This window comes from Streptomyces roseoviridis (genome assembly GCF_039535235.1).
GTDB lineage: Bacteria > Actinomycetota > Actinomycetes > Streptomycetales > Streptomycetaceae > Streptomyces > Streptomyces roseoviridis.
This window is the reverse complement of the sequence record NZ_BAAAWU010000001.1, coordinates 5,179,904-5,203,755: the sequence shown is the minus strand read 5'-3', so window position 1 is coordinate 5,203,755 and position 23,852 is coordinate 5,179,904. Positions and strand designations below refer to the sequence as shown.

Here is a 23,852-nt window from a genome sequence, read left to right as displayed (position 1 = left end):
CGACGATAGCCACCGGTTGGCGCCCAGGAGCGCGGTTTCGGCCGGACGTGGCGGGGCTCACCGGGAGGCGGCGAGCTCCCTGGCGGGGGCGGCGGTGCCGGTCAGGGCCTGGTCGTAGCGGTGGAGGATGAGCCGGGCGAGGGCCGGGTGGGCGCCGAGGGGGTCGGAGGCGAGCCAGGGGGCGTGGGCGGCGGCGCGGCCGGCGAACAGGCCGGGTGCGGTGAAGCAGGAGGCCACGGCCACGCGGTGGCGGCCGCGGGCGGCGAGGGCGCGCACGGCCTCCGGGACGGTGGGTGCGGCGGCGGAGGCGTAGGCGGGGACGACGGGCACGCCGCCGAGGCGTTCGCGGAGCCCGGCCGCGATCCGCCGGATGTCGGCGGCGGACTCGGGGTCGCGGGAGCCGGCCGAGGCGAGGACCACGCCGGTGGAGCGGGAGGTGCCGTCCTGGGGTGCCCAGCCGGCTTCGGCGAGCCGGTCGGCGAGGGCCTCGACGAGGAGGGGGTGCGGGCCGAGGGGTTCGGCGATCCGGGCCCGTACGGCGGGGGCGGCGGCGGTCGCGGCGGGCAGGTCGTGCTTGACGTGGTGCCCTCGGGCGAAGAGCAGCGGGACGAGCACGGCGTCCCGGCCCGCGAGGTCCGCGAGGGTGTCGGTGAGCAGCGGCGCGTTCAGCTCGATGTGGGCGAGCCGCACGTCGAGTCCGGGCCGCAGCTCCCGCACCCGCGCGAGGAGGCCGCGCAGGGTGGCGGCGGCCCGGGGGTCACGGCTGCCGTGGCCGCAGGCGATGAGGGTGGGGGCGCGGTCGCCGGAGGAGGCCGGGGCGGGGGCTGCGCAGGGGGTGAGGTGGTTCATCGGCGTGTTCTCCCCGGCCGGCGTGGGCGTGCTGTCGTCTCTCTTCCCGCCGGCGGCGGGGAGCGGATGCAGTCGGCGCAGCCGGTCCTCGGCGCGGCTCACGATCCTGCCGAGCAGGTCGGCGGCGCTGCTGTCGCACGTGGGGTCCGGCTCCTGCGTCGTCATGCGCCGATCCTGCCGGGGGCACGTTGCCTGGCCGTTTCGCGCGGGTCACGGGTGTTTGCCGCCGAGCTCACGGCGGTGGCGACGCGGGGCTGCGCCGGGGACCGCGCCGCCGGGGCGGCCGGGGCGGCCGGGGTCGGCGGGGGCGGCCGGGGTCGGCCCGGAGGGCCGGGCCCCGGGGCCCGGCCCCTACGCGTCCAGCCACACCGTGAGCGTCCCCACCGTCTCGAAGCCCTCCGCGAGGGCCGCGTCCAGGTCGTCGCCCGACTCGTAGCCGACGACTGGGCGGTCGGGGGCGGCGGTGGCCAGGGCCGCGGCCCAGGCGGTGGAGAGGGGGACGCCGTCGGTGGTGAAGACGTTGGAGACGCCGGTGACGCCCGCGCTGTCGGTGAGGACGGCGCCGGCGAGGACCCGGCCGTCGGCGGCGTACGTCGCGACGATCGTGGTGGCCGGGTCGGCGAGGAGCCCGGGGCGGAAGAGGGCCGCCTCGTCGGCGTCGCCGCCGCTCCAGGCGAGGGCCCAGGCGGCGAGTTCGGCGGGGGTGCGGACGGGGCGGCTGCCCGCGGTGACCGGGGGCACGGGGCGGCCGGCCGGGCGGGCGATCCACTGGGCGTCGAAGAGCGGCCGGAAGCCGGCGGCGGCGAGGTCGAGGCGGGCGTGGCTGTCCTTGACGGAGGCGCCGGGGGTGGTGCGGTCGATGCCGGTCAGGACGTCCTCGGCGCTCGCGTCCGCGGTCAGGGTGACGGCGTCCGGGTAGTAGAGCGGGGTGCGGCGCGGGTTGCTCCAGGCGCGCGGCCCGAAGGCGCCGGGCAGGCCGTGGGCGCGGCACATGGTCTCGCACCAGTCGGCGTTGTTGCGGACGGCGGCGTCCAGGAGCGTGGCGGCATCAGTGATCACCCGCGGATCGTACGGGTGTGCCACCCCTCCCCTCCCCTCTTTTTTCATTCCGAATCACGGAATATCTTTTCCATTATGAGAATGTCCCCCGCGTCGCTCCCCCGGCGCGCCCTCGCCGAGTTCACCGGCACCGCCGCCCTCGTCGCCGTCATCGTCGGATCCGGCATCCGCGCCGACGCCCTCAGCCAGGACATCGGTGTCCGGCTGCTCGCCAACGCCCTCGCCTCCGCGATCGGCCTCGGCCTGCTCATCGCCCTGATCGGCCCGCTCTCCGGGGCCCACTTCAACCCCGTCGTCACCCTCTCCGAGTGGTGGTCCGGGCGCCCCCGGCGCGGCGGCCGCGACGCCCTCGCCTATCTCGCGGCCCAGCTCGCCGGCGCCGTCGCGGGCGCCCTGCTCGCCGAGGCGATGTTCGGACGGGCGCCCGGCGCCGCGCTCGCCACCGAGCAGCGCGCCGAGCCGCACCTGCTGCTCGGCGAGGCCGTCGCCACGGCGGGACTGGTCCTGGTCGTCCAGGGCCTGCGCCGGGTCGGCCGCCCCTCCCTCGCCCCGGTCGCCGTCGCCGGCTACATCGGCGCCGCGATCTGGTTCACCTCCTCCGGCTCCTTCGCCAACCCGGCCGCCACCGTCGGCCGCGCCTTCTCCGACTCCTTCACCGGCATCGCGCCCGGCTCCGTGCCCGCGTTCGCCGCCGCGCAGCTGACCGGCATGCTGCTCGGCATGGGACTGGCCGGTGTGCTGTACGGAACAGAGCGGGCCGCCGCCGAACCGAACGCGGCCGATTCGCGTCGGACGGTGTGACAGACCCCGCCCCCGCCCCGAACCAGCGCACCGCACCACCGCCCCGTCCCACTCCCCCGTCGCACCGCACCCTGGAGGTCCCCGCATGCGCGGCGTCCGGCTGCCCCGCCTCCCCCGGCTCCCCCGCACCACCCGGAGCCGCCGCCGCGCCGTCCAGGCCCTGATGCTCGGCGCCGTGCTCGCCCTGACCCCGGCCACCTGGATGCACCTCACCGCCCAGGACCGGCTGCGCACCGCCGCCGACGTGCCCGCCCAGGACGTCGCCGTCGTCTTCGGCGCCGGACTGTGGAGGGGCCGCCCCACCCCGTATCTGGCGCACCGCCTCGACACCGCCGCCGAGCTCTACCGCACCGGCAAGGTCCGGGTCCTCCTCGTCACCGGGGACAACGGCCGCACCGAGTACGACGAGCCGAGCGCCATGCGGCGCTACCTCGCCGAGCGGGGCGTGCCCGACGACCGGGTCGTCAGCGACCACGCGGGCTTCGACACCTGGGACTCCTGCGTGCGCGCCAAGAAGATCTTCGGCGTGGACCGGGCCGTCCTCGTCACCCAGGACTTCCACATCAAGCGGGCCGTCGCGCTGTGCGGGGCGGCGGGCGTGGAGTCGTACGGCGTCGGGGTCGGCGAACCCCACGACGCCACCTGGTACTACGGCACCACCCGCGAGCTCGCCGCCGCCGGCAAGGCCGCCCTGGACGCGGCCCTGCGGCCCGACCCGCGCTTCCTCGGCGAGCGGGAGCACGGCGTGGCGAAGGCCCTGGCAGCGCCCGGTGCCGCCCGCTGAGCCTCACCCCACGGCGCCCTCCGGCCTGAGCGCATGGCACCCTGCCCGTAATGCGCCGCGACCCCGCCCGTAACACGGCCGTCGCATCCTCGGGTCATGTCAGAGGTCACCACCGTCGCCACGCACTGCCCCTACTGCGCCCTCCAGTGCGGGATGAACCTTCGTCCCGCCGCCGGTCCGGCGCCGGAGCTGCCCGTCGAGGTGGTCGACCGTCCCGATTTCCCCGTCAACCGGGGCGCGCTGTGCGGCAAGGGCCGCACCGCCCCCGCCGTACTCTCCTCCCGGGTCAGGCTCACCGAGCCCCTGGTCCGCTGCCCTGACACGGGGGCGCTGAAGCCCGCCACCTGGGAGGAGGCACTCGCCGCCGTCGCCGACGGGCTGCGCCGGACCCGCGCCGACCACGGTGCCGACGCCGTGGGGGTCTTCGGCGGCGGCGGCCTGACCAACGAGAAGGCGTACACGCTGGGCAAGTTCGCCCGGCTGGTGCTCGGCACCTCGCAGATCGACTACAACGGACGCTTCTGCATGTCGTCCGCCGCGGCCGCCCACCAGCGGGCCTTCGGCCTCGACCGCGGGCTGCCGTTCCCGCTGGAGGACATCCCGAGGACCGGCTGCGTCATCCTGGTCGGCTCCAACCTCGCCGAGACCATGCCGCCCGCGCTGCGCTACCTCACCGAGCTGAAGGAGAACGGCGGCAAGCTGATCGTCGTCGACCCGCGCCGCACCCGCACCGCCGAACAGGCCGACCTCCACCTCGCCCCCCGCCCCGGCACCGACCTGGCGCTCGCCCTCGGCATGCTGCACCTGGTCGTCGCCGAGGGCCTGGTCGACGAGGAGTTCGTCGCCGAGCGCACCGACGGCTGGGCGGCCGCCCGGGCCGGGGCGATGGCCCACTGGCCCGAGCACGTGGAGCGGATCACCGGCGTGGCCGTGCCGCAGGTGCGCGCGGCGGTACGGATGTTCTGCGAGGCCGACGGCGGCATGGTCCTCACCGCGCGCGGCCCCGAGCAGCAGTCCAAGGGCACCGACACCGTCGGCGCCTGGATCAACCTGTGCCTGGCCACCGGCCGCGCCGGCCGCCTCCACAGCGGTTACGGCTGCCTCACCGGCCAGGGCAACGGGCAGGGCGGCCGCGAGCACGGCCAGAAGGCCGACCAGCTGCCCGGCTACCGCAAGCTCGACGACCCGGCGGCCCGTGCGCACGTCGCCGGGGTGTGGGGCGTCGACCCCGAGTCGCTGCCGGGGCCGGGGCGCAGCGCGTACGAGCTCCTCGACGCCCTCGGCGGCGATGTGAAGGCCCTCCTCCTGATGGGGTCCAACCCGGTGGTGTCCGCACCGCGCGCCGCCCACGTCGAGGAGCGGATCCGCTCCCTGGACTTCCTCGCCGTCGCCGACGTGGTGCTCTCCGAGACCGCCGAACTCGCCGACGTGGTGCTGCCGGTGACCCAGTGGGCCGAGGAGACCGGCACCACCACCAACCTGGAGGGCAGGGTGCTGCTGCGCCGCCGGGCGCTGACCCCGCCGCCGGGGGTCCGCAGCGACCTGGAGGTGCTGCACGGGCTCGCGGCCCTGCTCGGCTGGGAGAAGGGCTTCCCGACCGACCCGGAGGAGGTCTTCGACGAGCTGCGGCGGGCCTCGGCGGGCGGCCCGGCGGACTACGCGGGGATCAGCTACCGCCGGATCGAGCGGGAGCAGGGCGTGTTCTGGCCCTGCCCCGGGGCCGGGCCGGGCGAGCCGGAGCACACGGGCACCCCGCGCCTGTTCCTCGACCGCTTCGCCACCGCCGACGGGCGGGCCCGGTTCGTGCCGGTCGTGCACCGGGCGGCGGCCGAGGAGACCGACGACGCCTACCCGGTGGTCCTGACGACGGGCCGCGTGGTGGCGCAGTACCAGTCGGGTGCCCAGACCCGGCGGGTCGACGAGCTGAACACGGCCGCGCCCGGCGCCTTCGTCGAGCTGCACCCCCGGCTCGCCGAACGGGTCGGGGTCGAGGACGGCCAGCCGGTGGCGGTGGTCTCGCGCCGCGGCCGGGCGGTGGCGCCCGCCCGGATCACGACCTCGATCCGCCCGGACACGGTCTTCATGCCCTTCCACTGGCCCGGCGAGGGCCGGGCCAACACCCTGACCAACCCGGCGCTCGACCCGGTCTCGCGGATGCCGGAGTTCAAGGTGTGCGCGGTGCGCCTGGAACGCGGTTGAACCAGTCGCCGCTGCCGATGCGGGCCCCGAGGGCCGCGCCGGGCGCCGCCTCGTACACCCAGGCGCGCACGAGCGCCCCGTCCCGGGTCCGCAGCACGTCCCTGGCGGTCCGCCGGTAGCCGGCGGGCAGCTCCACCCGGTCGAGCACGGTGAGCAGTTCGCCGTACGCGCCGGGCGCGGCCGTCATCAGGGCACCGAGCACCCGTCCCGCGCCGGGGACGACGTACGGGTAGCCGGGGCCGTCGTGGAGGACCGCCCCGGGCAGTTCGGCCTCCTCCTCGGCGGCGGTGCGGCCGAGGAGGAAGCGGTCGTGGTTGTACGCGCCGGGGCGCAGGGTCCCGTACACGAAGAACGGCAGCTCCGGGGTCCTCATGGGGCGGGCGTGGTCTCCCGCCGGACCCAGGCCGCGTAGTCGGCGCTCACCCGGGTCGCCGGGGTGGCGACGATCTCGGGGGTGTCGTAGTCGTGCGCGGCGAGGAGATGGGTCTCCAGGGCGGGGTAGCGGTCCTCGGTGGTCTTGAACAGCACCTGCCACTCCTCGGCGGTCTCGACCGCCCCCTGCCAGTGGTAGACGGAGGTGACCGGCCCCGAGACCTGCGCACACGCGGCGACCCGGGCCTCGACGGCCCCGCGCGCGAGGGCTTCGGCCTTGGCGCGGGCGTCGGTGGTGGTGAGGACGGTGAGGACGGAGATGGGCTTCACCGGCCCACGGTACGACAGGCGGGGTGTGCGGGTCACCGCTGCTACGCCGCTCCCCGGGCGAACTGGGCCGCGTGGAGCCGGGCGTAGGCGCCGCCGGTCGCGAGCAGTTCCCCGTGGGTGCCCTGTTCGACGATCGAGCCGTTCTCCATCACCAGGATGACGTCGGCGTCCCGGATGGTGGAGAGCCGGTGGGCGATGACGAACGACGTACGTCCGTGGGCGAGGCGGGCCATCGCCTTCTGGATGAGGACCTCGGTGCGGGTGTCGACGGAGCTGGTGGCCTCGTCGAGGACGAGCACGGCGGGTTCGGCGAGGAAGGCGCGGGCCAGGGTGAGGAGTTGGCGTTCCCCGGCGCTGAGGCCGCCGCCGTCCTCGTCGAGGACGGTGTCGTAGCCGTCGGGGAGGGTGCGGACGAACCGGTCGGCGTGGGCCGCCTTCGCCGCCTGTTCGATCTCGGCGCGGGTCACCTCGCGCGTGGCGCCGTAGGCGATGTTGTCGGCGATCGTGCCGCCGAACAGCCACGTGTCCTGAAGGACCATGCCGATGCCGGAACGCAGCTCCTCGCGCGACATCCTCGCGATGTCCACCCCGTCCAGGGTGATCCGCCCCCCGGTCACCTCGTAGAACCGCATCAGCAGGTTCACCAGCGTCGTCTTGCCCGCACCGGTCGGACCGACGATCGCCACCGTCTGCCCCGGCTCCACCGCCAGCGACAGGCCCTCGATCAACGGCTTGTCCGCCTCGTAACGGAACGACACCCCCTCCAGCGCCACCCGGCCCTCGCGTCGTGCGGGGCGCTCGGGGGCGGCCGGGTCGGGGGTCTCCTCCTCGGCGTCGAGGAGGGCGAAGACCCGTTCGGCGGAGGCGACTCCGGACTGGAGCAGGTTGGCCATGGCGGCGACCTGGGTGACGGGGCCGTTGAACTCGTACGAGTACTGGATGAAGGCCTGTACGTCGCCGACGGTCAGGGTGCCGCTCGCCACCCGCAGTCCGCCGGCGACGGCGACGACCACGTAGGTGAGGTTGCCGACGAGGGTGAGGGCGGGCTGGATGAAGCCGGAGATGAACTGGGCGCGGAAGCTCGCCCGGTAGAGCTCCTCGCCGAGCTCGTCGAAGCGGCGGACGGCCTCGGCGCGGCGGCCGAAGGCGACGACCTCGGCATGGCCGGTGATCATCTCCTCCACGTGGCCGTTGAGGCGGCCGGTGACGGCCCACTGGGTGACGAACTGCGGCTGGGAGCGGCGGCCGACGTACGCGGCGACGCCGATGGAGACGGGCACGGTGCCGAGCACGATCAGGGCCAGCGTCGGCGAGATCCAGAACATCATCACGAGCACGCCGACCAGGGTGAGCAGGGCGCGGATCATCTGGCTGAACGCCTGCTGGAGGGTCTGGACGACGTTGTCGATGTCGTTGGTGGTGCGCGAGAGGAGTTCGCCGCGGGACTGGCGGTCGACGTGGCGCAGTGGCAGCCGGGACAGCTTGGCCTGGGCGCGGGCCCGCAGCCGGTGGCCGGCCCGCTGGACGACGGTGGTGGCGAGCCGCTGCTGGACCCAGGTGAGGACGGCGGCCGCGGCGACCACGGCGGCGGAGGCGGCGAGGGCCCGGCCGACGGCGGTGAAGTCGACGCCGGCGGGGGTCCCGGCGCCGGAGACGACGAGGTCGGTGGCGTGCCCGAGGATCTTCGGGGAGAGGACGCTGAGGGCGACGGCGAGGGCCGCGGCGGCGAGGACGGCGAGGACCAGCGGGCGGTCGGGGGCGAGGGTGCGCAGCAGGCGCAGGCCGGAGGCGCGGAAGTGGAGGGAGCGTTCGAGGGCAGGGGTGGCGAGGCCGGGGCCGCGCTGGGGGGCGGCGGGGCCGATGCGGGCGGGGGCGCGGTCCTCGTCCCGCTGCGGCGGCCGGACGGGTGCGGCGGTGGTCATGCGACGGCCTCCTGGTCCTGGGCGGTGGGCCGGTCGGCACGTTCCCCGGCGCGGTCGGTGTCCTCGGTGAGCTGGGAGCGGACGATCTCCCGGTAGGTGGGGTTGCCGGCGAGCAGGTCCTCGTGGCGGCCGGTGCCGACGACCCGGCCCCGGTCGAGGACGACGATCCGGTCGGCGTCGCGGATGGTGGAGACCCGCTGGGCGACGATGACGACGGTCGCGTCGGCGGTCTCTGCGCGCAGGGCGGCCCGCAGCCGGGCGTCGGTGGTGTTGTCGAGGGCGGAGAAGGAGTCGTCGAAGAGGTAGATACGGGGCCGGGCGACGAGGACCCGGGCGATGGCGAGGCGCTGGCGCTGGCCGCCGGAGAGGTTGCTGCCGCCCTGGGTGACGGGGGCGTCGAGGCCCTTCGGCAGGGCGCGGACGAAGTCGGCGGCCTGGGCGACCTCCAGGGCGTGCCACAGCTCGTCGTCGGTGGCGTCGGGGCGGCCGTAGCGGAGGTTGCCGGCGACGGTGCCGGAGAAGAGGTACGGCTTCTGGGGGACGAGTCCGACGGTGCGGGCGAGCAGGGCCGGGTCGAGGTCGCGGACGTCGGTGCCGCCGAGGGTGACCCGGCCGGTGGTGGTGTCGTGGAGCCGGGGGACGAGGCCGAGGAGGGTGGACTTGCCGCTGCCGGTGGAGCCGATGACGGCGGTGGTGCGGCCGGGGCGGGCGGTGAGGGTGATGTCGGTGAGGACGGGTTCCTCGGCGCCGGGGTAGCGGAAGCCGACGTCGGTGAGGTCGAGCCGGCCGGGGTCGGCGGCCGGGGCGAGCGGGGTGGCGGGCGGGGTGACGGAGGGGGTGGTGTCGAGGAGTTCGCGGACGCGTTCGGCGCTGACCTCGGCGCGGGGCATGTGCATGAGGAGGAAGAGGACCATCATCACGGACATGCCGATCTGGAGCAGGTAGCCGAGGAAGGCGACGAGCGAGCCGGCCTGGAGGGCGCCGGAGTCGAGGCGGTGGGCGCCGATCCAGAGGATGCCGACGGTGGTCGCCTCCCAGACGACCAGGACGGTCGGGAACATGACGGCCTGGAGGCGGCCGGCCCGCAGGCCGACGGCGAGCAGTTCGTCGTTGGCGCCGGCGAAGCGGCGCTGTTCGTGCCGGTCGCGGACGAAGGCGCGGACCACGCGGATGCCGGTGATCTGTTCGCGCAGCAGCCGGTTGACCTTGTCGACGCGCTGCTGCATGCCGCGGAAGAGGGGGCGCATGCGGAGCACGATCGCGCCGACGGTGCCGGTCATGACGGGGACGAAGAGCAGCAGGACGAGGAAGAGGGGCACGTCCTGACGGACGGCCATGGCGAGGCCGCCGAGGCACATCAGGGGTGCGGCGACGAGCATGGTGAGGACGAGGACGGTGAAGGTCTGGATCTGCTGGATGTCGTTGGTGGTGCGGGTGATGAGGGAGGCGGTGCCGAAGCGGCCGGTCTCGCGGGCGGAGAAGTCCTGCACGCGGCGGAACGTCTCGGAGCGCAGGTCGCGGGCGATGCCCATGGCGATGCGGGCGCCGGTGTAGGTGGCGGCGGCCGCGGCGGCGGCCTGGAGGAGGGTGACGGCGAGCATCAGGCCGCCGCCGGACAGGACGCGTCCGGTGTCGCCGCGCAGGACGCCTTCGTCGATGACGCCGGCGTTGAGGGCGGGCAGGGCGAGGGAGGCGAGGGCCTGGGCGAGCTGGAGGAGGACGAGGAGGGCGAGTAACGGCCGGTGGGGGGCGAGTCTCGCCGCGACGAGGCGGAGCAGCATGGCGGTGGTCTCCGATCAACCGGCGTAGGGGCGGACGGACTTGGCGTCCTTGAGGGCGCGGGCCCACCAGGCGAGCTGGTCGAGCATGGTCTTGGCGGCGGCGTCGGGGCCGGTGGGGTCCTTCGGGTTGCCGTCCTCGTCGAAGCGGCCGTGGACCTGGTGGAAGGAGACGGTGTCGCGGACGGTGACGGCGTGCATCTCGGCGTAGACCTGCCGGAGGTGTTCGACGGCGCGCAGGCCGCCGGAGATGCCGCCGTAGGAGACGAAGCCGACGGGCTTGGCCTGCCATTCGGTGAAGTGCCAGTCGATCAGGGACTTGAGGGCGGCGGGGAAGGAGTGGTTGTACTCGGGGGTGAGGACGACGAAGGCGTCGGCGTCGGCGAGGACCGGGGTGACCTTGTCGAGTTCGGCACGGACGGCGGGGTCGGGGCGGTGGGAGAGGGCGGTGGGCAGGTCGACGTCGGCGAGGTCGACGACCCGGGTGGTGAAGTCGTCGCGCTCGGCGGTGCGGGCGGTGAACCAGTCGGCGACGACGTGGCCGAAGCGGCCTTCGCGGTTGCTGGCGACGATGACGGCGAGGCGCAGGGGCGTGGCGGTGGAGTTCGTGATGTCCATGCCGAGGATCCTGGTACCTCAAGTTTGGTTGAGGTCAAGCCCGGACCTCCGGGCATACGGTGGACCCCATGACGACGCCTCCCGCCACCCCCGTCACGACGCCCGACGGGGAACTCCCCCCGCTGCACATCGAGGTCGACGGCGAGCCGGCCGCGGACCCGGACCTCCTGGCGACGCTGATGAGCGGTTACGGCCACTTCACGGCGATGCAGGTGCGGGGCGGCGGGGTGCGCGGGCTCGGACCGCACCTGGACCGGCTCGACCGGGCCACCCGCGAACTGTTCGGCCGGGGCCTGGACGGCGGCCGGGTGCGCGCGCTGCTCGCCGGGGCGCTCGCGGCGGCGGGACGGCGGGACGCCTCCGCGCGGGTGTACGTGTACGAGGGCGCCCGGACGGTCGTGACGGTGCGGGCCCCCTACCCGGTGGACCGCACGCCGCAGGCCCTGAAGTCCGTCGCGTACTGGCGTCCGGCCGCGCACCTGAAGCACCTGGGCGGCTTCGGGCAGACCTTCCACGGCGACGCGGCCCGCCGGGCGGGCTTCGACGAGGCGCTGCTCACCGGCGGCCCCGACGCCGAGATCGCCGAGGGGGCGGTCACCAACATCGCCTTCTGGGACGGCACCTCGGTGGTGTGGCCGTCGGCCCCGTGTCTCGCCGGCGTCACCATGGCGCTCCTCGCGCCCCGGCTGCCGTCCGTGTCCCGCCGGGTGACGCTCGCCGACGTCCCCGGTTTCCGCTCCGCCTTCGTGACGAACTCGCGCGGCATCGCGCCCGTCTCCCGGATCGACGACACCGTGCTCACGGTGGACGAGGAGCTGATGGCCCGGGTGTACGCGGCCTACGAGGCCGTGCCGTGGGACTCCGTGGAGGGTGCCTGACGGCACCCGGGACCGCGCTCGCGACGCAGCCGACCGTTCGCACAGCCGGGCGACCGGTCACCCGTTCGGCACGGACCGTCAGCTGACGCCGGGAAACCCGCTCCGACCTGCGTGAACGCCTTCCGCCCCGGCGGTGCGCCGCACCGGACGGAGCAATTCTGATGGGACATCAGCAGGCGCGGTGCGCGCCCGGGCGCTTACCTCGGTCCTACGGAAGCCCCTTTCCGGAAGACCGTCCGCGCGCCACGGAGGCCCCCACATGCGCCGCACCCCTGTCCCCCTCCTCCCCCTGCTCACCGGTACCGCGCTGACGGTCGTCACCCTCGGCGCCCTCGCCGCACCCCTGGCGTACGCGAAAGGCGACAACGACGGCGGGGGCAAGCACGACGGCAAGACCGAGGTCCTGGAGGTCTTCCCCTCCCCCGCCGACCCCGGCACCATCGTCACGGTGAACACCCTGGCCTGCGGCAAGCACGGCCACGGCGTGGGCGACGCGAACGCGCTCGGCGCGGGCGAGTTCCAGCTCGGCCCGAGCACCCACAAGGAGGTCGTGGTCGGCCAGTTCACGGTGCCGCACCACGCCAAGGCGGGGACGTACTGGATCAGCGTGGCCTGCGACAACGGCAAGACGGCCCGCGGCGAGCTCGTCGTCAAGCACAAGAACCCCAGCGGGCACGTGCGCACCGGTGTCGGCGGCAGCGTCGGCCCCGACCACGCCCAGATCGCGGCGGGTGCGGCGGTGCTGGCCGCGGCTGCCGTCGGCGGTACCTGGCTCCTGCGCCGCCGGGCGAGCGGCGCGCAGGACGGCTGACCGTACCGCCATCGTCCTGCCCCCGCCGCGCGCCCGCTGACGGCCCGGCGGGGGCAGGGCCACACCCGTACCGGAGAGCAGCATGACCAACAGGAGCAAGGGCTGGGGCATAGCCGTGGCCGCCTGTGCGGGCCTGTGGATGATCCAGAACGGCTCGGGCGAGGTCAGCCCGCCGGTGCCGTCGGCCGCGCAGGCCTTCGCCGCCGGGCCGAGCGTCCACACCGACGCCGCCGCCGACCCGCTCCCGCCCTCCGACCCGGTGCGGCTGCGCATCCCCGAGATCGACGTGGACACGCCCCTGACGGGCCTCGGCCTCGCCGCCGACGGCACGCTGGAGGTGCCGCCGGCCGAGAACCGCAACCTGGCGGGCTGGTACGAGGACGGCACCCGCCCCGGCGCGGAGGGGACCGCGATCGTCGCGGGCCATGTCGACAACGCCGAGGGGCCCGCCGTCTTCTACGCGCTCGGCGCCCTGAAGAAGGGGCACCGGATCGAGGTGGACCGGCGCGACGGCCGCACGGCCGTCTTCACGATCGACGCGGTCGAGGTCTACGACAAGGACCGGTTCCCCGACGCCAAGGTGTACGGGGAGGCGGACCGGGCCGAGATCCGGGTGATCACCTGTGGCGGCGGCTTCTCCGAGAAGGGCGGCGGCTACCAGGGCAACGTGGTCGCCTTCGGCCACCTCATCGGGGCGCGCTGAGCGGGGCGCCCCGGTCGTGGCGCTACGCCCACTGGTCGAAGGCGAGCTTCGCCACCAGCGAGAAGACGACCACGAGCAGCACCCCGCGGACGAACTCCGCGCCCTTGCGCAGCGCCATCCGCGCGCCGAGCATCCCGCCGGCCAGGTTGAACACGGCCATGACCGCGGCCAGCTGCCACAGCACGTTCCCCTGGTGGGCGAACATCGCGAGCGCGCCCGCGTTGGTGCAGACGTTGACGATCTTCGCGGTGGCGGAGGCCGTCACCAGGTCCAGGTGCAGCACCGCGGTCAGGGCGAGCACCAGGAACGTGCCGGTGCCGGGTCCGAAGAGCCCGTCGTAGAAGCCGATGCCGCCGCCGACCACCACGATCGCGGTCACGATCCGGGCCCGGGTGAGCGGCGGCCGCTCCTCGTTTGCCGCCCGGGTGCCGAAGGACGGCCGGAACATGACGAAGGCGGCGACCCCGAGCAGCACCACCATGATCACCGGCCGCAGCACCTCACTGCTGATCCCGGCCGCGAAGAAGGCCCCGGCCATCGACCCGGCCAGGGCCGCGAGCCCGATCCGTACCGCCGTCCCGACCCGGACCGGCGCCTTGCGGACGTAGGTGACGGCCGCGCCGGCCGTGCCGACGATCGCCACGGCCTTGTTCGTGCCGAGGATCTGCGCGGCCGGCACGTGCGGCAGCCCGAGCAGCAGCGCGGGCAGCAGGAGCAGCCCGCCGCCGCCCACCACGGCGTCGATCCATCCGGCGACCAGGGCCGCGAGACAGAGCAGGAGCAGGGTGGTCAGGGATATGTCAGCAGGCATGTCCCGGAGCCTAGGGCGCCGATGGGTGGGTCACCCATCGATCGCGGGAGTCTTGAGCTGGTTCTGAGGTCGGGGCGTCCGTGAGCGCCGGGCAGCCGGACCGGTGAGCGCCGGGCGGTCCGTCCGCGCCGGGCAGCCGGACCGGTGAGCGGGCCCTCCGGCCGCGCCGGACAGCCGGGCGGACCGTATACGCGCGGTCCCCGGGCAGTCCGCCCCCGCACGCCCCCGGCCCGCCCGTGAGCGGGCCCTCACCGCCGGCCGGCCCTCACAGTGCGCCCGGGGCGCGGTGAGGTCAGCGTTCCGTACGGGAAACAGCCGGGATGTCGTCGGGAAACACCCGCCGCGCACGCTTCCCGGTATGAGTACACGGATCGTGGTGGTCGGCGGCGGAACGGCGGGCGCCCGGCTCGCCCAGCGCCTGCCGGTCACCCTGCTCGGCGAGGAGCCGCACGCCCCGTACAACAGGCTGCTGCTCGCGGACGTCCTCGCCGGGCGGTACGGCCCCGAGGTGATCGCGCTGCCCGAGGCGCGGGAGCCGGCCCGGCTCGGCGTGCGGGCGGTGCGGATCGACCGCGCGGCCCGCACGGTGGAGTGCGCCGACGGCAGCCTGGTGCCGTACGACCGGCTGGTCCTGGCGACCGGTTCGGCGCCCGTGCTGCCGCCGCTGCGGGGACTGCGCGGCGCGGAGCTCCCCTCCGGGGTGCACCCGTTCCGCACCCTCGACGACTGTCTCGCGCTGCGCGGCCTGGTCCGCCCCGGCGTGCGGGCGGTCGTGATCGGCGGCGGCCTGCTCGGCGTCTCGGCGGCGCGGGCCCTCGCGGCGCTCGGCGCCGAGGTGATGCTCACCCAGCAGGGCGAGCGCCTGATGGAACGCCAGCTCGACGAGCACTCCTCGGCCCTGCTGCGCAGCCACATGGAGGCGCTCGGGGTCGAGGTGCACACCGAGTGCCGGGTGAGCGGGCTGCGGCAGGAGGGCGGCGCGGTCACCGCGGTCGAACTCGCCGACGGCTTCGTCCTGGACGCCCAGGTCGTCGTCCTGGCCTGCGGGGTCCGCCCGCGCGTGGCCCTGGCCCGCGAGGCCGGTCTGGACGTCCGCACGGGCGTGGTCGTGGACGACGAGCTGCGCACCTCCGACCCGTACATCCACGCCATCGGCGACTGCGCGGAGCACGACGGCCGCGTGTACGGGCTCGCGGGCCCCGCACTCGACCAGGCGGACGTCCTGGCGGACGTGCTGGCCGCCCCGGGCGCGGGACCCCGCTACACCGGCACCCGCGCCCTCACCCGGCTCACCCTCTCCGGCGCCGAGTCGCTCGACCTCGCCGTGTTCGGGGAGACGACCGCCGCTCCGGGGGACGACGTCGTCCAGCTGACGGACGCGACCCGGCGGGCGTACCGGAAGGTCGTCGTCCGCGGCGACCGGCTCGTCGGCGGTGTCCTGTTCGGCGACCTCGCCGCGGTCGGGACGCTCGCCCGGGCCTGGGAGGGCGACGAGGCCCTGCCCGACGCCCCCCTGCTTCACCTGCTCACCCACGACGGAGGCTCCTGACATGACGACCGCGCCCACCCCCACCATCGTCCTGGTCGGCCACGGAATGGTCGGCCAGCGGTTCCTGGAGGCGCTCGCGGAGCGCGGCGTCACCGAGCGCGCCCGTGTCGTGGTGCTCTGCGAGGAGCCCCGCCCCGCCTACGACCGCGTCCAGCTGACCTCGTACTTCTCCGGCCGCACGCCCGACGACCTGTCGATGGTCGAGGACGGCTTCATGGCGCGGCACGGCATCGAGCTGTACACCGACGACCCGGCCGTCGCGATCGACCGGGAGGCCCGCACGGTCACCGCGCGGTCCGGGCGCCTCTTCGCGTACGACACCCTCGTGCTCGCCACCGGCTCCTACCCCTTCGTGCCGCCCGTGCCCGGCAAGGACGCCCGCGGCTGTTTCGTCTACCGCACCATCGAGGACCTGCTCGCCATCGAGGAGTACGCGAAGACGGCGACGACCGGCGCGGTCGTCGGCGGCGGCCTGCTCGGCCTGGAGGCGGCCGGTGCGCTCAAGGGGCTCGGACTCGACACGCACGTCGTGGAGTTCGCGCCCCGGCTGATGCCGGTGCAGGTCGACGAGGGCGGCGGCGCGGCCCTGCTGCGCACGATCGAGCAGATGGGCCTGACCGTCCACACCGGCACCGGCACGCAGGAGGTCCTGACGGCCGACGGCGCCGTCACCGGCATGAAGCTGTCGGACGGATCCGAACTCGCCACCGACATGGTCGTCTTCTCGGCGGGCGTCCGCCCCCGGGACCAGCTGGCCCGCGACTGCGGCCTGGACGTGGGCGAGCGCGGCGGCATCGCCGTCGACGAGCTGTGCCGGACCTCCGACCCGGCGGTGTTCGCGATCGGCGAGTGCGCGCTCGCGGCCGACGGCCGGGTCTACGGACTGGTGGCACCCGGTTACGAGATGGCGCAGACGGCGGCGAAGGCGATCGCCGAGGAGGAGACCGACGACGGCTTCACCGGCGCGGACATGTCCACCAAGCTCAAGCTCCTCGGCGTCGACGTGGCCTCCTTCGGCGACGCGCACGGCACCGCCGAGGGCTGCCTCGACGTCGTCTACTCCGACTCGCGCTCCGGTGTCTACAAGAAGCTGGTCGTCGACCGCGAGGGCAGGCTCCTCGGCGGCGTCCTGGTCGGCGACGCCGAGTCGTACGGCATGCTGCGCCCGCTCACGGGCAGCAAGCCGCCCGTCTCGCCCGAGCAGCTGGTGCTGCCGGCGGGGGTGGGCGCGCCGGTCGCGCTCGGCCCGTCCGCACTGCCGGACGACGCGGTCATCTGCTCCTGCCACAACGTCACCAAGCACGCCATCACCCAGTGCGCCTCGCTGCCCGAGGTGAAGAAGTGCACCAAGGCCGGCACCGGCTGCGGCAGCTGCGTGAAGGTGATCGAGAAGCTGCTGCCCGCGGCCGCCGGCAAAGGGCTCTGCGGCTGCTTCTCGTACACCCGCAGCGAGCTCTACGAGATCGCCCGCACGCTGCGGGTGACCTCCTTCGCCGAACTGCTCGACTCGCACGGCCGGGACGGCGCGAAGGGCGGCGAGGGCTGCGAGGTCTGCAAGCCGACCGTCGGCTCCATCCTGGCCAGCCTCGCCCCGGTGATCGGCGCGGGCGGCTACATCCTGGACGGCGAGCAGGCCGCGCTCCAGGACACCAACGACCACCACCTGGCGAACCTCCAGCGCAACGGCTCCTATTCGGTGGTGCCGCGCATCCCCGGCGGTGAGATCACTCCCGAGAAGCTGATCGTGATCGGCGAGGTGGCCCGGGACTTCGGCCTCTACACGAAGATCACCGGCGGCCAGCGGATCGACCTCTTCGGCGCCCGCGTCGACCAGCTCCCCGCGATCTGGACCCGGCTCGTCGACGCCGGCTTCGAGTCCGGTCACGCCTACGGCAAGGCGCTGCGCACGGTGAAGTCCTGCGTGGGGCAGACCTGGTGCCGCTACGGCGTGCAGGACTCCGTGAAGATGGCGATCCTGCTGGAGCTGCGCTACCGCGGTCTGCGCGCCCCGCACAAGCTGAAGTCGGCGGTCTCCGGCTGCGCCCGCGAGTGCGCGGAGGCCCAGTCGAAGGACTTCGGCGTGATCGCCACGGCGAACGGCTGGAACCTGTACGTGGGCGGAAACGGCGGCGCGACCCCGCGCCACGCCGACCTGCTGGCGCAGGACCTGTCGGACGCCGAACTCGTCCGCCTGATCGACCGGTTCCTGATGTTCTACATCCGCACCGCCGACCGTCTGGAGCGCACCTCGACCTGGCTGGAGCGCCTGGAGGGCGGGCTCGACCACCTGCGGGACGTGGTGGTGCACGACTCGCTCGGGCTGTGCGACGAGCTGGAGGCGCTGATGGCGGCGCACGTCGCCGGCTACCGGGACGAGTGGGCCGAGACCCTGGACGACCCCGAGCGGCTGCGGCGCTTCGTCTCCTTCGTGAACGCGCCGGAGACCCCGGACCCGACGGTGCGCTTCGTGCCGGAGCGCGACCAGATCAAGCCGGACCTGACGATCCTCACGATCGGCACCAAGCCCCTGGACACCCCGCACCTGGAAGGAGCCACCTCCCGATGACGACGCTCGAACTCTCCCCCTCCGACGACTCCTGGATGACGGTCTGCGAGGAGTCCCGGCTGACGCCGGGGCGGGGCATGGCGGCGCTGCTGCCGGACGGCCGGCAGGCGGCGGTCTTCCGGGACCGGGCGGGACGGACGTACGCGATCGACAACCGCGACCCGTTCACGGGCGCGCAGGTGCTCTCCCGCGGGCTGCTCGGCTCGGCGGAGGGGCGGCCGTTCGTGGCGTCGCCGCTGCTGAAGCAGCGCTTCGACCTGGAGACGGGGCGGTGCCTGGACGACGACGAGGTGACGGTGACGGTCTATCCGGTACGGACGGTCTGAGGGGCCGGCGGCGCGGCGGTGCGGAGGGCAGGAGGGCGCACCGACGCCGCCCCTCTCCGACGCCGACCGAAAAGGCTTTACTTGACCGTTCGTTCTTGAAAGACGTGATCGAAAGGCGTACGGTCGTCCCGTGGCCAGGACCAAGGAATTCGATCCGGACGCCGCGCTCCAGTCGGCTCTCGAGCTCTTCTGGGCGCGCGGCTACGAGGCGACCTCGATGGCGGACCTCGTCGAGCACCTCGGCATCGGCCGGGCCAGCGTCTACGCGACCTTCGGCAGCAAGCACGAGCTGTACATGAAGGCCCTGGAGCGCTACCTGGAGACGCGCGATCCGCGGATCATGGCGGAGCTGTCGGCCCCGGGCCCGGCCCTGCCGGCCGTACGGGCGCTGGTGCGCCGGTTCGCCGCACAGGCGGCCACCGAGGGGGAGCGCCAGATCGGCTGCTTCGTCACCAACTCGGCGGCCGAGCTGGCACCCCACGACGCCGAGGTGAGGCGCCGGGTGGAGCTCAGCTGGGAGAGCGTCGAGACCCTGCTGCACAGTGCGCTCAGCAGGGCCCGGGCCCAGGGCGAGCTGCCGGCGGAGCGTGATCCGCGGGCGCTCGCCCGGATGCTGCTCGTGCTGCTGCAGGGGCTGCGGGTGGTGGGCAAGGCGTCCAGCGACCCGGCCCGCGTGCACGACGCGGCGGAGCAGGCGCTGGCCCTCCTCGACTGACGCCGGGCGGCGGGCCGCCGCCGGGGCGCCTTGGGGCGTCCCCTTTTTTTAGGTATTCATAACAGAACGTTCGGTCAAGTAACGACCGCCACGATCCCTCAGGGAGTCGACATGTCGCACCGTTTCACCGACCGCACCGTGCTCGTCACCGGCGCGGGCCGCGGCCTCGGCCGGGCCATCGCGCTCGCCTTCGCCGCCGAGGGAGCCCGGGTCGCCGTCGCCGGCCGCGGGGCGGCCCCGCTCGACGAGACGGTGGCGCTGATCGAGGCCGCGGGCGGCACCGCCCGGGCCTTCACCGCCGACGTCGCCCGCGCCGAGGACATGCACCGGCTGGTACGGGAGACCGTGGCGGCCTTCGGCAGCCTCGACGTGGCCGTCAACAACGCCGGGGTCTTCCGCGGCGGCCACAGCGCCGCCGACTTCCCGCTGGAGGACTGGCACACCCTGCTCGACATCAACGTCACCGGCGTCCTGCACGCGCTCCAGGCGGAGATCGCCCACATGCGCGGCCACGGCGGCGGGGCGATCGTCAACATCTCGTCCAACCTGGGCGCTCACGTCCGCATCCCCGGCGTCTTCGGCTACCAGGTCTCCAAGGCGGCGGTCTCGGCGATCACGCGCGCGGCGGCCCTCGATCACGTGGCCGACGGGATCCGGATCAACGCGGTGAGCCCCGGCCCCTCCGAGTCGGCCATGTCGCTGCTGCCGGGCGAGAGCGAGGCCGATCGCGACCTGCGGATGAAGGAGCAGTCCCCGCTCGGGCGGGTCTCCACCGCGGACGAGGTGGCGGCCGCCGTCCTCTACCTCGCCTCGGACGGGGCCGGCTCCGCCGTCGGCACGGATCTGGTGATCGACGGCGGCGCCTCGGCCTGATGTCGCTGCCGGGGCCTCAGGCCGGCTCGCCGCCCTGCGCACCCTCGCCGCCGTCGGCGACGGCCGCGGGGTCCATCCAGAAGACCTCCCAGTGGTGGCCGTCCGGGTCGGCGAAGGAACGCCCGTACATGAAGCCGAGGTCCATCGGCTCCTTGGCCGGGCTGCCACCGGCGGCCAGCGCCCTGTCCGCCAGCTCGTCGGCCTTCTCCCGGCTCTCGGCGTTCAGCGAGATCAGCACCTCGGTGCTCTTGGCCGCGTCGGAGATCTCCTTGCCCGGCGCGGTGAAGCTCCGGAACTTCTCCTCGGTGAGCAGCATCACGAAGATCGTGTCGCTGATGACCACACAGGAGGCGGTCTCGTCGGTGAACTGCGGGTTGATCGAGTAACCCAGCTGCTCGTAGAAGGCCTTGCTCGCGTCCAGGTCCTTCACCGGCAGGTTCACGAAGATCATCTGGGGGCTCATGGTGTCTCTCTCTTCCGTCGGAGCCGGCTCGGCATCGCCGTGTCGGCGCTTTCGAGAGGTAAGACGGGCGGGCCCCCCGGAACTCATCGCCCGTTCGCCGTTCTCCGCGAAATTCTTTCTCCTCAGGCGGCACACCGCAGCGCGAGCGCCGCCAGCGGCACGAAACCGCCCGCCCCCCGTGGGCCGTCGGTGACCGCGTCGCGGCCGTGCAGCCGCCTGAGCATGGCGAGGGCGATCCGCTCGCCCTGTGCGGCGGCCCGCTCGGCCACCGGCCCCCGGTGGAGGCCGTCGACGGCGGCCCGCCACAGCTGCACCCACCGCCCGAAGTGGGCGGCGGTCAGGGCCCGAGAGGAGTGCAGGGCGGCGTGCGGCGCGAAGGCGTCGTGCCGGTAGTCGGCGGTGCGGAGGAGGGCCCGTTCCCAGAAGTCGGTGATCCTCGGCAGGTGCGCGTCCAGGTCGGTACCGGCGATCTCGGTGAAGAAGGGCCCGATGAGGCGATCGGCGAAGGCCGCCGCGTAGAAGCGGCGCAGCAGGACGTCGAGATCCCCGCGGTCGCTGATGTCACGGAGCTGCCCGGTGGTGCACATGCCCCCGAGGGTGCCCCGCCCACCCCCGCGGGGTCCAGTGCCGAGGGTCCCGTACCGGAGAGCGGGGCCTTCGGCGGGCGTCCGGCCTCCCCCGTCAGGAGGGTGTGCGGTCTCCCTCGCCAAGCCGGCGTCCGGCCTCCCCCGCCAGGCCGGCGTCCGGCCTCCCTCCGGGAGGGCGTCCGGGGCCGCGCACCCCGCGGAAGCCGGCCCACGTCCCTGACACCGCCCCGTACCCGCCGCTTCCCCTTCACCGCTTGTTGATGCACAGTCAACTCCGTACTCCTAGTTTCCGGAAGCGCGCGACCCCGCCGCCGACCGGCGCGGCGGGGCGATTCACACCCCCGACAGGAGTGAGACGTGGAGCGACGCAGTTTCCTGCGTGGAGCGGTCATGGGCACCTCGGCCGCCGCCTTCGGCTACACGCTGATGCGCGGGGCGGCCTACGCCGCCCCCGCCCAGCCCGGCGCGGGCCCGTACGGGGCGCTCGGCGCGGCGGACGCCAACGGCATCCAGCTGCCCGCCGGCTTCACCAGCCGGGTCATCGCCCGGTCCGGCCAGACCGTTCCCGGCACCTCGTACGTCTGGCACAGCGCCCCCGACGGCGGCGCCTGCTACGCCGACGGAACCGGCTGGATCTACGTGTCCAACTCGGAGATATCCAGCACCGGCGGCGCGAGCGCGATCAAGTTCAACTCCTCGGGCGGTGTCACCTCCGCCTACCGCATCCTGTCCAACACCAACCGCAACTGCGCGGGCGGCAAGACCCCGTGGAACACCTGGCTGTCGTGCGAGGAGGTCGACACCGGTTACGTCTACGAGACCGACCCGTGGGGCGTGAACCCCGCCACCCGCCGGGCGGCGATGGGCCGCTTCAACCACGAGGCCGCGGCGGCGGACCCGGTGCGCCGGGTGATCTACCTGACCGAGGACAAGTCGGACGGCCGCTTCTACCGCTTCGTGCCCGGCACCTGGGGCAACCTCTCCTCCGGCACCCTCCAGGTCCTCGTGGCGGGCAGCGCCACCTCCGGCTCCTTCACCTGGCAGAACGTGCCCGACCCGGACGGCTCCCCCACCGCCACCCGCTACCAGGTCTCCGGCGCCAAGGTGTTCAACGGCGGCGAGGGCTGCCACTACGCCAACGACGCCGTCTGGTTCACCACCAAGGGCGACGGCCGGGTCTGGAAGCTCAACCTCGCCGCCGGCACGTACGAGCTCGCCTACGACGACTCGCTGGTGGTCGGCGGCGCGCCGCTCACCGGCGTGGACAACATCACCGGCTCGTCCTCCGGTGACCTCTTCATCGCCGAGGACGGCGGCAACATGGAGATCTGCGTCATCACCCCGGACGACGTCGTGGCGCCCTTCCTGCGCATCAACGGCCAGTCCTCGTCCGAGATCTGCGGGCCCGCCTTCTCCCCCGACGGCAAGCGGCTGTACTTCTCCAGCCAGCGGGGCACCAGCGGCAGCTCCTCCGGCGGCATCACCTACGAGGTGACGGGCCCGTTCCGGGCGTAACTGCGCGCGTAGCCCTTCGCGTCGCACCGGGTCCCCCGGTCGTGGGCGCCGCCTCCTCCCAGGAGTGCGGCGCCCAGCGGCGTCAGGGTGTGCAGGACCGCGTTGCCGTGCCGCAGCGTGGCGACCAGGCCGGCTTCGCGCAGCACGCCCGCGTGCTGGCTCGCGGAGGCGACCGACACTCCCGCCCTGCGGGCCAGTTCGCTCGTGGTGCCGCCGTCGCCGATGGCGCTGAGGACCGCGGAGCGGGTGTGCCCGACCAGCTTGGCGAGCGAGGGCAGACCCGGCGCCCGCACGGTCGGCGCCTCGCAGTGGGTGATCGGGTACACGAGCACCGGCGGCAGCTCAGGGTCGCGCAGCACGACCGGGGTGCCGCGGCAGAAGTACGAGGGCTGGAGCAGCAGCCCGCGCCCGTCGAGGTGCAGCTCCCGGTCGACCGGGTAGTCCGCCTCCAGGACGGGGCTGCGCCAGCGGAGCATCGGCGGCAGGGAGGCCAGGAGTTCGTCCGCTCCCCCGTCGAGCAGGGCCCGGCCGCGCTTGGCCCGGTCGGCCTCCACCCGGGCCTGGATGTCGCTCCAGTACGGCTCCACGGCGGCCCGGTGGTAGCTGCGCAGGGCCGCGAGGAGCCGGCCCAGGGGCTCGGTGCCGCCGTCGGCGAGGGCCCGCAGCGCGGGCGGGACGGCCAGGCGGCCGGCCCGGCCCGGACGGCCGGCGCCGATCAGGGCCAGCTCGGTGTGGAGCCGGCCGGGCGGGGTGGCCCGGATCGCGTCGAGACCCTCGTCGAGCCCGAGGATGCCCTGGGGCGGGGTCAGGAAGTCGGGGAAATAGCCGCGGCCCGGCACGAGCGCGGCGAGCAGCCGGGTCTCAGAGCCCAGGCGTATACGCGCCTCGGACCGCCATTCCCCGTACACCGTCGAGCCGCGCCGGTCTCTTAAACGGTGGAAACTGAGGATCGTTTCCCATAGAACATCCGGACGGGCGGCCATCCGTACGCCCGCCAAGTCGTTTCCGGTGAAATGAATCCGCAGCATGGAACCCCCACCTGTGCACTCGCAACCACCCCCGACGACGAGTATGCACAGCATCACTGCACGTTACCAGGGTGTTTCAGCCACACTTGAAAGGCATCGCGGCGAACGGCCGAGAACCGAAAAGCTGTGCGGTGTCGGACGGGAAACCTTCAGGACCGAGGTGACGCGGCGAAGACCGTGGGGGGCTTTGTCGCGTCCGGCGGCGGTCGGCGAGGTTGCGGCTCACCCGCCCGACGAGGGTAATGGGCGCGGCCTCCGGGTGGGGATCCGGGGGTCGCGCCCGCTCCATTCTTTGCGAAAGTTCAACACCGAATA

23 protein-coding genes are annotated in these 23,852 nt (G+C 74.1%); 12 read left to right on the top strand and 11 right to left on the bottom strand.

Annotated elements, in window-relative coordinates; genetic code table 11:
* Positions 1-57: 57 nt before the first annotated feature.
* On the bottom strand, positions 58-849 hold the full coding sequence (locus ABD954_RS23525; RefSeq protein WP_345492412.1) for a sirohydrochlorin chelatase: 792 nt from the start codon (positions 847-849) through the stop codon (positions 58-60).
* A gap of 351 nt (positions 850-1,200) precedes the next feature.
* Positions 1,201-1,908: a hypothetical protein gene (locus ABD954_RS23520; protein ID WP_345488566.1), complete on the bottom strand. Its 708-nt coding sequence runs from the start codon at positions 1,906-1,908 to the stop codon at positions 1,201-1,203.
* Between the two features lie 75 nt (positions 1,909-1,983).
* Between ABD954_RS23520 and ABD954_RS23515 the strand changes: the two genes are divergently transcribed.
* From ABD954_RS23515 to ABD954_RS23505, 3 genes are all read left to right on the top strand, one after another.
* Positions 1,984-2,709, top strand: coding sequence for an aquaporin (locus tag ABD954_RS23515; protein ID WP_345488564.1), 726 nt, complete (start codon positions 1,984-1,986; stop codon positions 2,707-2,709).
* A gap of 85 nt (positions 2,710-2,794) precedes the next feature.
* Positions 2,795-3,493, top strand: a complete 699-nt coding sequence (locus tag ABD954_RS23510) for a SanA/YdcF family protein (RefSeq protein ID WP_345488562.1) — start codon at positions 2,795-2,797, stop codon at positions 3,491-3,493.
* 96 nt (positions 3,494-3,589) lie between these two features.
* Positions 3,590-5,692 carry a molybdopterin oxidoreductase family protein gene (locus ABD954_RS23505; protein WP_345488560.1) on the top strand — a complete coding sequence of 701 codons (2,103 nt, stop codon included), beginning with the start codon at positions 3,590-3,592 and terminating at the stop codon, positions 5,690-5,692.
* Here ABD954_RS23505 and ABD954_RS23500 read toward each other — a convergent pair.
* From ABD954_RS23500 to ABD954_RS23480, 5 genes are read right to left on the bottom strand one after another with little or no spacing between them, the layout of a single operon-like run.
* A complete protein-coding gene (locus ABD954_RS23500) occupies positions 5,658-6,065 on the bottom strand; it encodes a gamma-glutamylcyclotransferase family protein (RefSeq protein ID WP_345488558.1) in 408 nt (135 codons plus the stop codon). The genes ABD954_RS23505 and ABD954_RS23500 overlap by 35 nt on opposite strands.
* A complete protein-coding gene (gene cutA / locus ABD954_RS23495) occupies positions 6,062-6,394 on the bottom strand; it encodes a divalent-cation tolerance protein CutA (protein WP_345488556.1) in 333 nt (110 codons plus the stop codon). The genes ABD954_RS23500 and cutA overlap by 4 nt, the downstream gene beginning before the upstream one ends.
* 41 nt (positions 6,395-6,435) lie before the next feature.
* Positions 6,436-8,316 carry an ABC transporter ATP-binding protein gene (locus ABD954_RS23490; protein ID WP_345488554.1) on the bottom strand — a complete coding sequence of 627 codons (1,881 nt, stop codon included), beginning with the start codon at positions 8,314-8,316 and terminating at the stop codon, positions 6,436-6,438.
* The gene (locus ABD954_RS23485; protein WP_345488552.1) at positions 8,313-10,097 is read right to left on the bottom strand and encodes an ABC transporter ATP-binding protein; all 1,785 of its coding nucleotides are present in this window, start codon (positions 10,095-10,097) and stop codon (positions 8,313-8,315) included. Before ABD954_RS23485 ends, ABD954_RS23490 begins: the two co-directional genes overlap by 4 nt.
* Positions 10,098-10,112: 15 nt before the next feature.
* The gene (locus ABD954_RS23480) at positions 10,113-10,712 is read right to left on the bottom strand and encodes an NADPH-dependent FMN reductase (protein WP_345488550.1); all 600 of its coding nucleotides are present in this window, start codon (positions 10,710-10,712) and stop codon (positions 10,113-10,115) included.
* Positions 10,713-10,780: 68 nt separating this feature from the next.
* Here ABD954_RS23480 and ABD954_RS23475 point away from each other — a divergent pair, with 68 nt between their 5' ends.
* From ABD954_RS23475 to ABD954_RS23465, 3 genes are all read left to right on the top strand, one after another.
* The gene (locus ABD954_RS23475; RefSeq protein ID WP_345488549.1) at positions 10,781-11,590 is read left to right on the top strand and encodes an aminotransferase class IV; all 810 of its coding nucleotides are present in this window, start codon (positions 10,781-10,783) and stop codon (positions 11,588-11,590) included.
* Between the two features lie 259 nt (positions 11,591-11,849).
* Positions 11,850-12,401: a hypothetical protein gene (locus tag ABD954_RS23470; RefSeq protein WP_345488547.1), complete on the top strand. Its 552-nt coding sequence runs from the start codon at positions 11,850-11,852 to the stop codon at positions 12,399-12,401.
* A gap of 82 nt (positions 12,402-12,483) precedes the next feature.
* A complete protein-coding gene (locus ABD954_RS23465) occupies positions 12,484-13,104 on the top strand; it encodes a class F sortase (protein ID WP_345488545.1) in 621 nt (206 codons plus the stop codon).
* 22 nt (positions 13,105-13,126) lie between these two features.
* Here ABD954_RS23465 and ABD954_RS23460 read toward each other — a convergent pair whose 3' ends face one another.
* Positions 13,127-13,915: a sulfite exporter TauE/SafE family protein gene (locus tag ABD954_RS23460; RefSeq protein ID WP_345488543.1), complete on the bottom strand. Its 789-nt coding sequence runs from the start codon at positions 13,913-13,915 to the stop codon at positions 13,127-13,129.
* 358 nt (positions 13,916-14,273) lie between these two features.
* On the opposite strand from ABD954_RS23460, the gene ABD954_RS23455 reads away from it, so the two are divergent.
* From ABD954_RS23455 to ABD954_RS23435, 5 genes are all read left to right on the top strand, one after another.
* Positions 14,274-15,464 (top strand): NAD(P)/FAD-dependent oxidoreductase, encoded by a 1,191-nt coding sequence (locus ABD954_RS23455; RefSeq protein WP_345488541.1) that lies wholly within the window; start codon positions 14,274-14,276, stop codon positions 15,462-15,464.
* Position 15,465: 1 nt separating this feature from the next.
* The gene (gene nirB, locus ABD954_RS23450) at positions 15,466-18,030 is read left to right on the top strand and encodes a nitrite reductase large subunit NirB (RefSeq protein ID WP_345488539.1); all 2,565 of its coding nucleotides are present in this window, start codon (positions 15,466-15,468) and stop codon (positions 18,028-18,030) included.
* A complete protein-coding gene (nirD, locus tag ABD954_RS23445; protein WP_345488537.1) occupies positions 18,027-18,356 on the top strand; it encodes a nitrite reductase small subunit NirD in 330 nt (109 codons plus the stop codon). The genes nirB and nirD overlap by 4 nt, the downstream gene beginning before the upstream one ends.
* Positions 18,357-18,486: 130 nt before the next feature.
* Positions 18,487-19,071: a TetR/AcrR family transcriptional regulator gene (locus ABD954_RS23440; protein WP_345488535.1), complete on the top strand. Its 585-nt coding sequence runs from the start codon at positions 18,487-18,489 to the stop codon at positions 19,069-19,071.
* Between the two features lie 111 nt (positions 19,072-19,182).
* Positions 19,183-19,944, top strand: a complete 762-nt coding sequence (locus tag ABD954_RS23435; RefSeq protein WP_345488533.1) for an SDR family NAD(P)-dependent oxidoreductase — start codon at positions 19,183-19,185, stop codon at positions 19,942-19,944.
* Positions 19,945-19,960: 16 nt separating this feature from the next.
* Here the strand turns inward: ABD954_RS23435 and ABD954_RS23430 are convergent, their stop codons facing one another.
* On the bottom strand, positions 19,961-20,407 hold the full coding sequence (locus ABD954_RS23430; RefSeq protein WP_345488531.1) for a VOC family protein: 447 nt from the start codon (positions 20,405-20,407) through the stop codon (positions 19,961-19,963).
* A gap of 122 nt (positions 20,408-20,529) precedes the next feature.
* Positions 20,530-20,994 (bottom strand): group III truncated hemoglobin, encoded by a 465-nt coding sequence (locus ABD954_RS23425; protein ID WP_345488529.1) that lies wholly within the window; start codon positions 20,992-20,994, stop codon positions 20,530-20,532.
* A 357-nt stretch (positions 20,995-21,351) separates the two neighbouring features.
* Here ABD954_RS23425 and ABD954_RS23420 point away from each other — a divergent pair, with 357 nt between their 5' ends.
* Positions 21,352-22,509: an alkaline phosphatase PhoX gene (locus ABD954_RS23420; protein WP_345488527.1), complete on the top strand. Its 1,158-nt coding sequence runs from the start codon at positions 21,352-21,354 to the stop codon at positions 22,507-22,509.
* Here the strand turns inward: ABD954_RS23420 and ABD954_RS23415 are convergent.
* On the bottom strand, positions 22,479-23,537 hold the full coding sequence (locus tag ABD954_RS23415) for an ArsR/SmtB family transcription factor (RefSeq protein WP_345488526.1): 1,059 nt from the start codon (positions 23,535-23,537) through the stop codon (positions 22,479-22,481). The two genes, ABD954_RS23420 and ABD954_RS23415, sit on opposite strands and share 31 nt — an antisense overlap.
* Between the last annotated feature and the right edge of the window lie 315 nt (positions 23,538-23,852).

What these genes read in the sequence shown, in the direction of transcription:
- ABD954_RS23525 (WP_345492412.1), bottom strand. Translation starts at nt 849, where the DNA reads ATGAACCACCTCACCCCCTGCGCAGCCCCCGCCCCGGCCTCCTCCGGC.
- ABD954_RS23515 (WP_345488564.1), top strand. Translation starts at nt 1,984, where the DNA reads ATGAGAATGTCCCCCGCGTCGCTCCCCCGGCGCGCCCTCGCCGAGTTC.
- ABD954_RS23510 (WP_345488562.1), top strand. Translation starts at nt 2,795, where the DNA reads ATGCGCGGCGTCCGGCTGCCCCGCCTCCCCCGGCTCCCCCGCACCACC.
- ABD954_RS23505 (WP_345488560.1), top strand. Translation starts at nt 3,590, where the DNA reads ATGTCAGAGGTCACCACCGTCGCCACGCACTGCCCCTACTGCGCCCTC.
- ABD954_RS23500 (WP_345488558.1), bottom strand. Translation starts at nt 6,065, where the DNA reads ATGAGGACCCCGGAGCTGCCGTTCTTCGTGTACGGGACCCTGCGCCCC.
- ABD954_RS23490 (WP_345488554.1), bottom strand. Translation starts at nt 8,316, where the DNA reads ATGACCACCGCCGCACCCGTCCGGCCGCCGCAGCGGGACGAGGACCGC.
- ABD954_RS23485 (WP_345488552.1), bottom strand. Translation starts at nt 10,097, where the DNA reads ATGCTGCTCCGCCTCGTCGCGGCGAGACTCGCCCCCCACCGGCCGTTA.
- ABD954_RS23480 (WP_345488550.1), bottom strand. Translation starts at nt 10,712, where the DNA reads ATGGACATCACGAACTCCACCGCCACGCCCCTGCGCCTCGCCGTCATC.
- ABD954_RS23475 (WP_345488549.1), top strand. Translation starts at nt 10,781, where the DNA reads ATGACGACGCCTCCCGCCACCCCCGTCACGACGCCCGACGGGGAACTC.
- ABD954_RS23470 (WP_345488547.1), top strand. Translation starts at nt 11,850, where the DNA reads ATGCGCCGCACCCCTGTCCCCCTCCTCCCCCTGCTCACCGGTACCGCG.
- ABD954_RS23465 (WP_345488545.1), top strand. Translation starts at nt 12,484, where the DNA reads ATGACCAACAGGAGCAAGGGCTGGGGCATAGCCGTGGCCGCCTGTGCG.
- ABD954_RS23460 (WP_345488543.1), bottom strand. Translation starts at nt 13,915, where the DNA reads ATGCCTGCTGACATATCCCTGACCACCCTGCTCCTGCTCTGTCTCGCG.
- ABD954_RS23455 (WP_345488541.1), top strand. Translation starts at nt 14,274, where the DNA reads ATGAGTACACGGATCGTGGTGGTCGGCGGCGGAACGGCGGGCGCCCGG.
- nirB (WP_345488539.1), top strand. Translation starts at nt 15,466, where the DNA reads ATGACGACCGCGCCCACCCCCACCATCGTCCTGGTCGGCCACGGAATG.
- nirD (WP_345488537.1), top strand. Translation starts at nt 18,027, where the DNA reads ATGACGACGCTCGAACTCTCCCCCTCCGACGACTCCTGGATGACGGTC.
- ABD954_RS23435 (WP_345488533.1), top strand. Translation starts at nt 19,183, where the DNA reads ATGTCGCACCGTTTCACCGACCGCACCGTGCTCGTCACCGGCGCGGGC.
- ABD954_RS23430 (WP_345488531.1), bottom strand. Translation starts at nt 20,407, where the DNA reads ATGAGCCCCCAGATGATCTTCGTGAACCTGCCGGTGAAGGACCTGGAC.
- ABD954_RS23425 (WP_345488529.1), bottom strand. Translation starts at nt 20,994, where the DNA reads ATGTGCACCACCGGGCAGCTCCGTGACATCAGCGACCGCGGGGATCTC.
- ABD954_RS23415 (WP_345488526.1), bottom strand. Translation starts at nt 23,537, where the DNA reads ATGCTGCGGATTCATTTCACCGGAAACGACTTGGCGGGCGTACGGATG.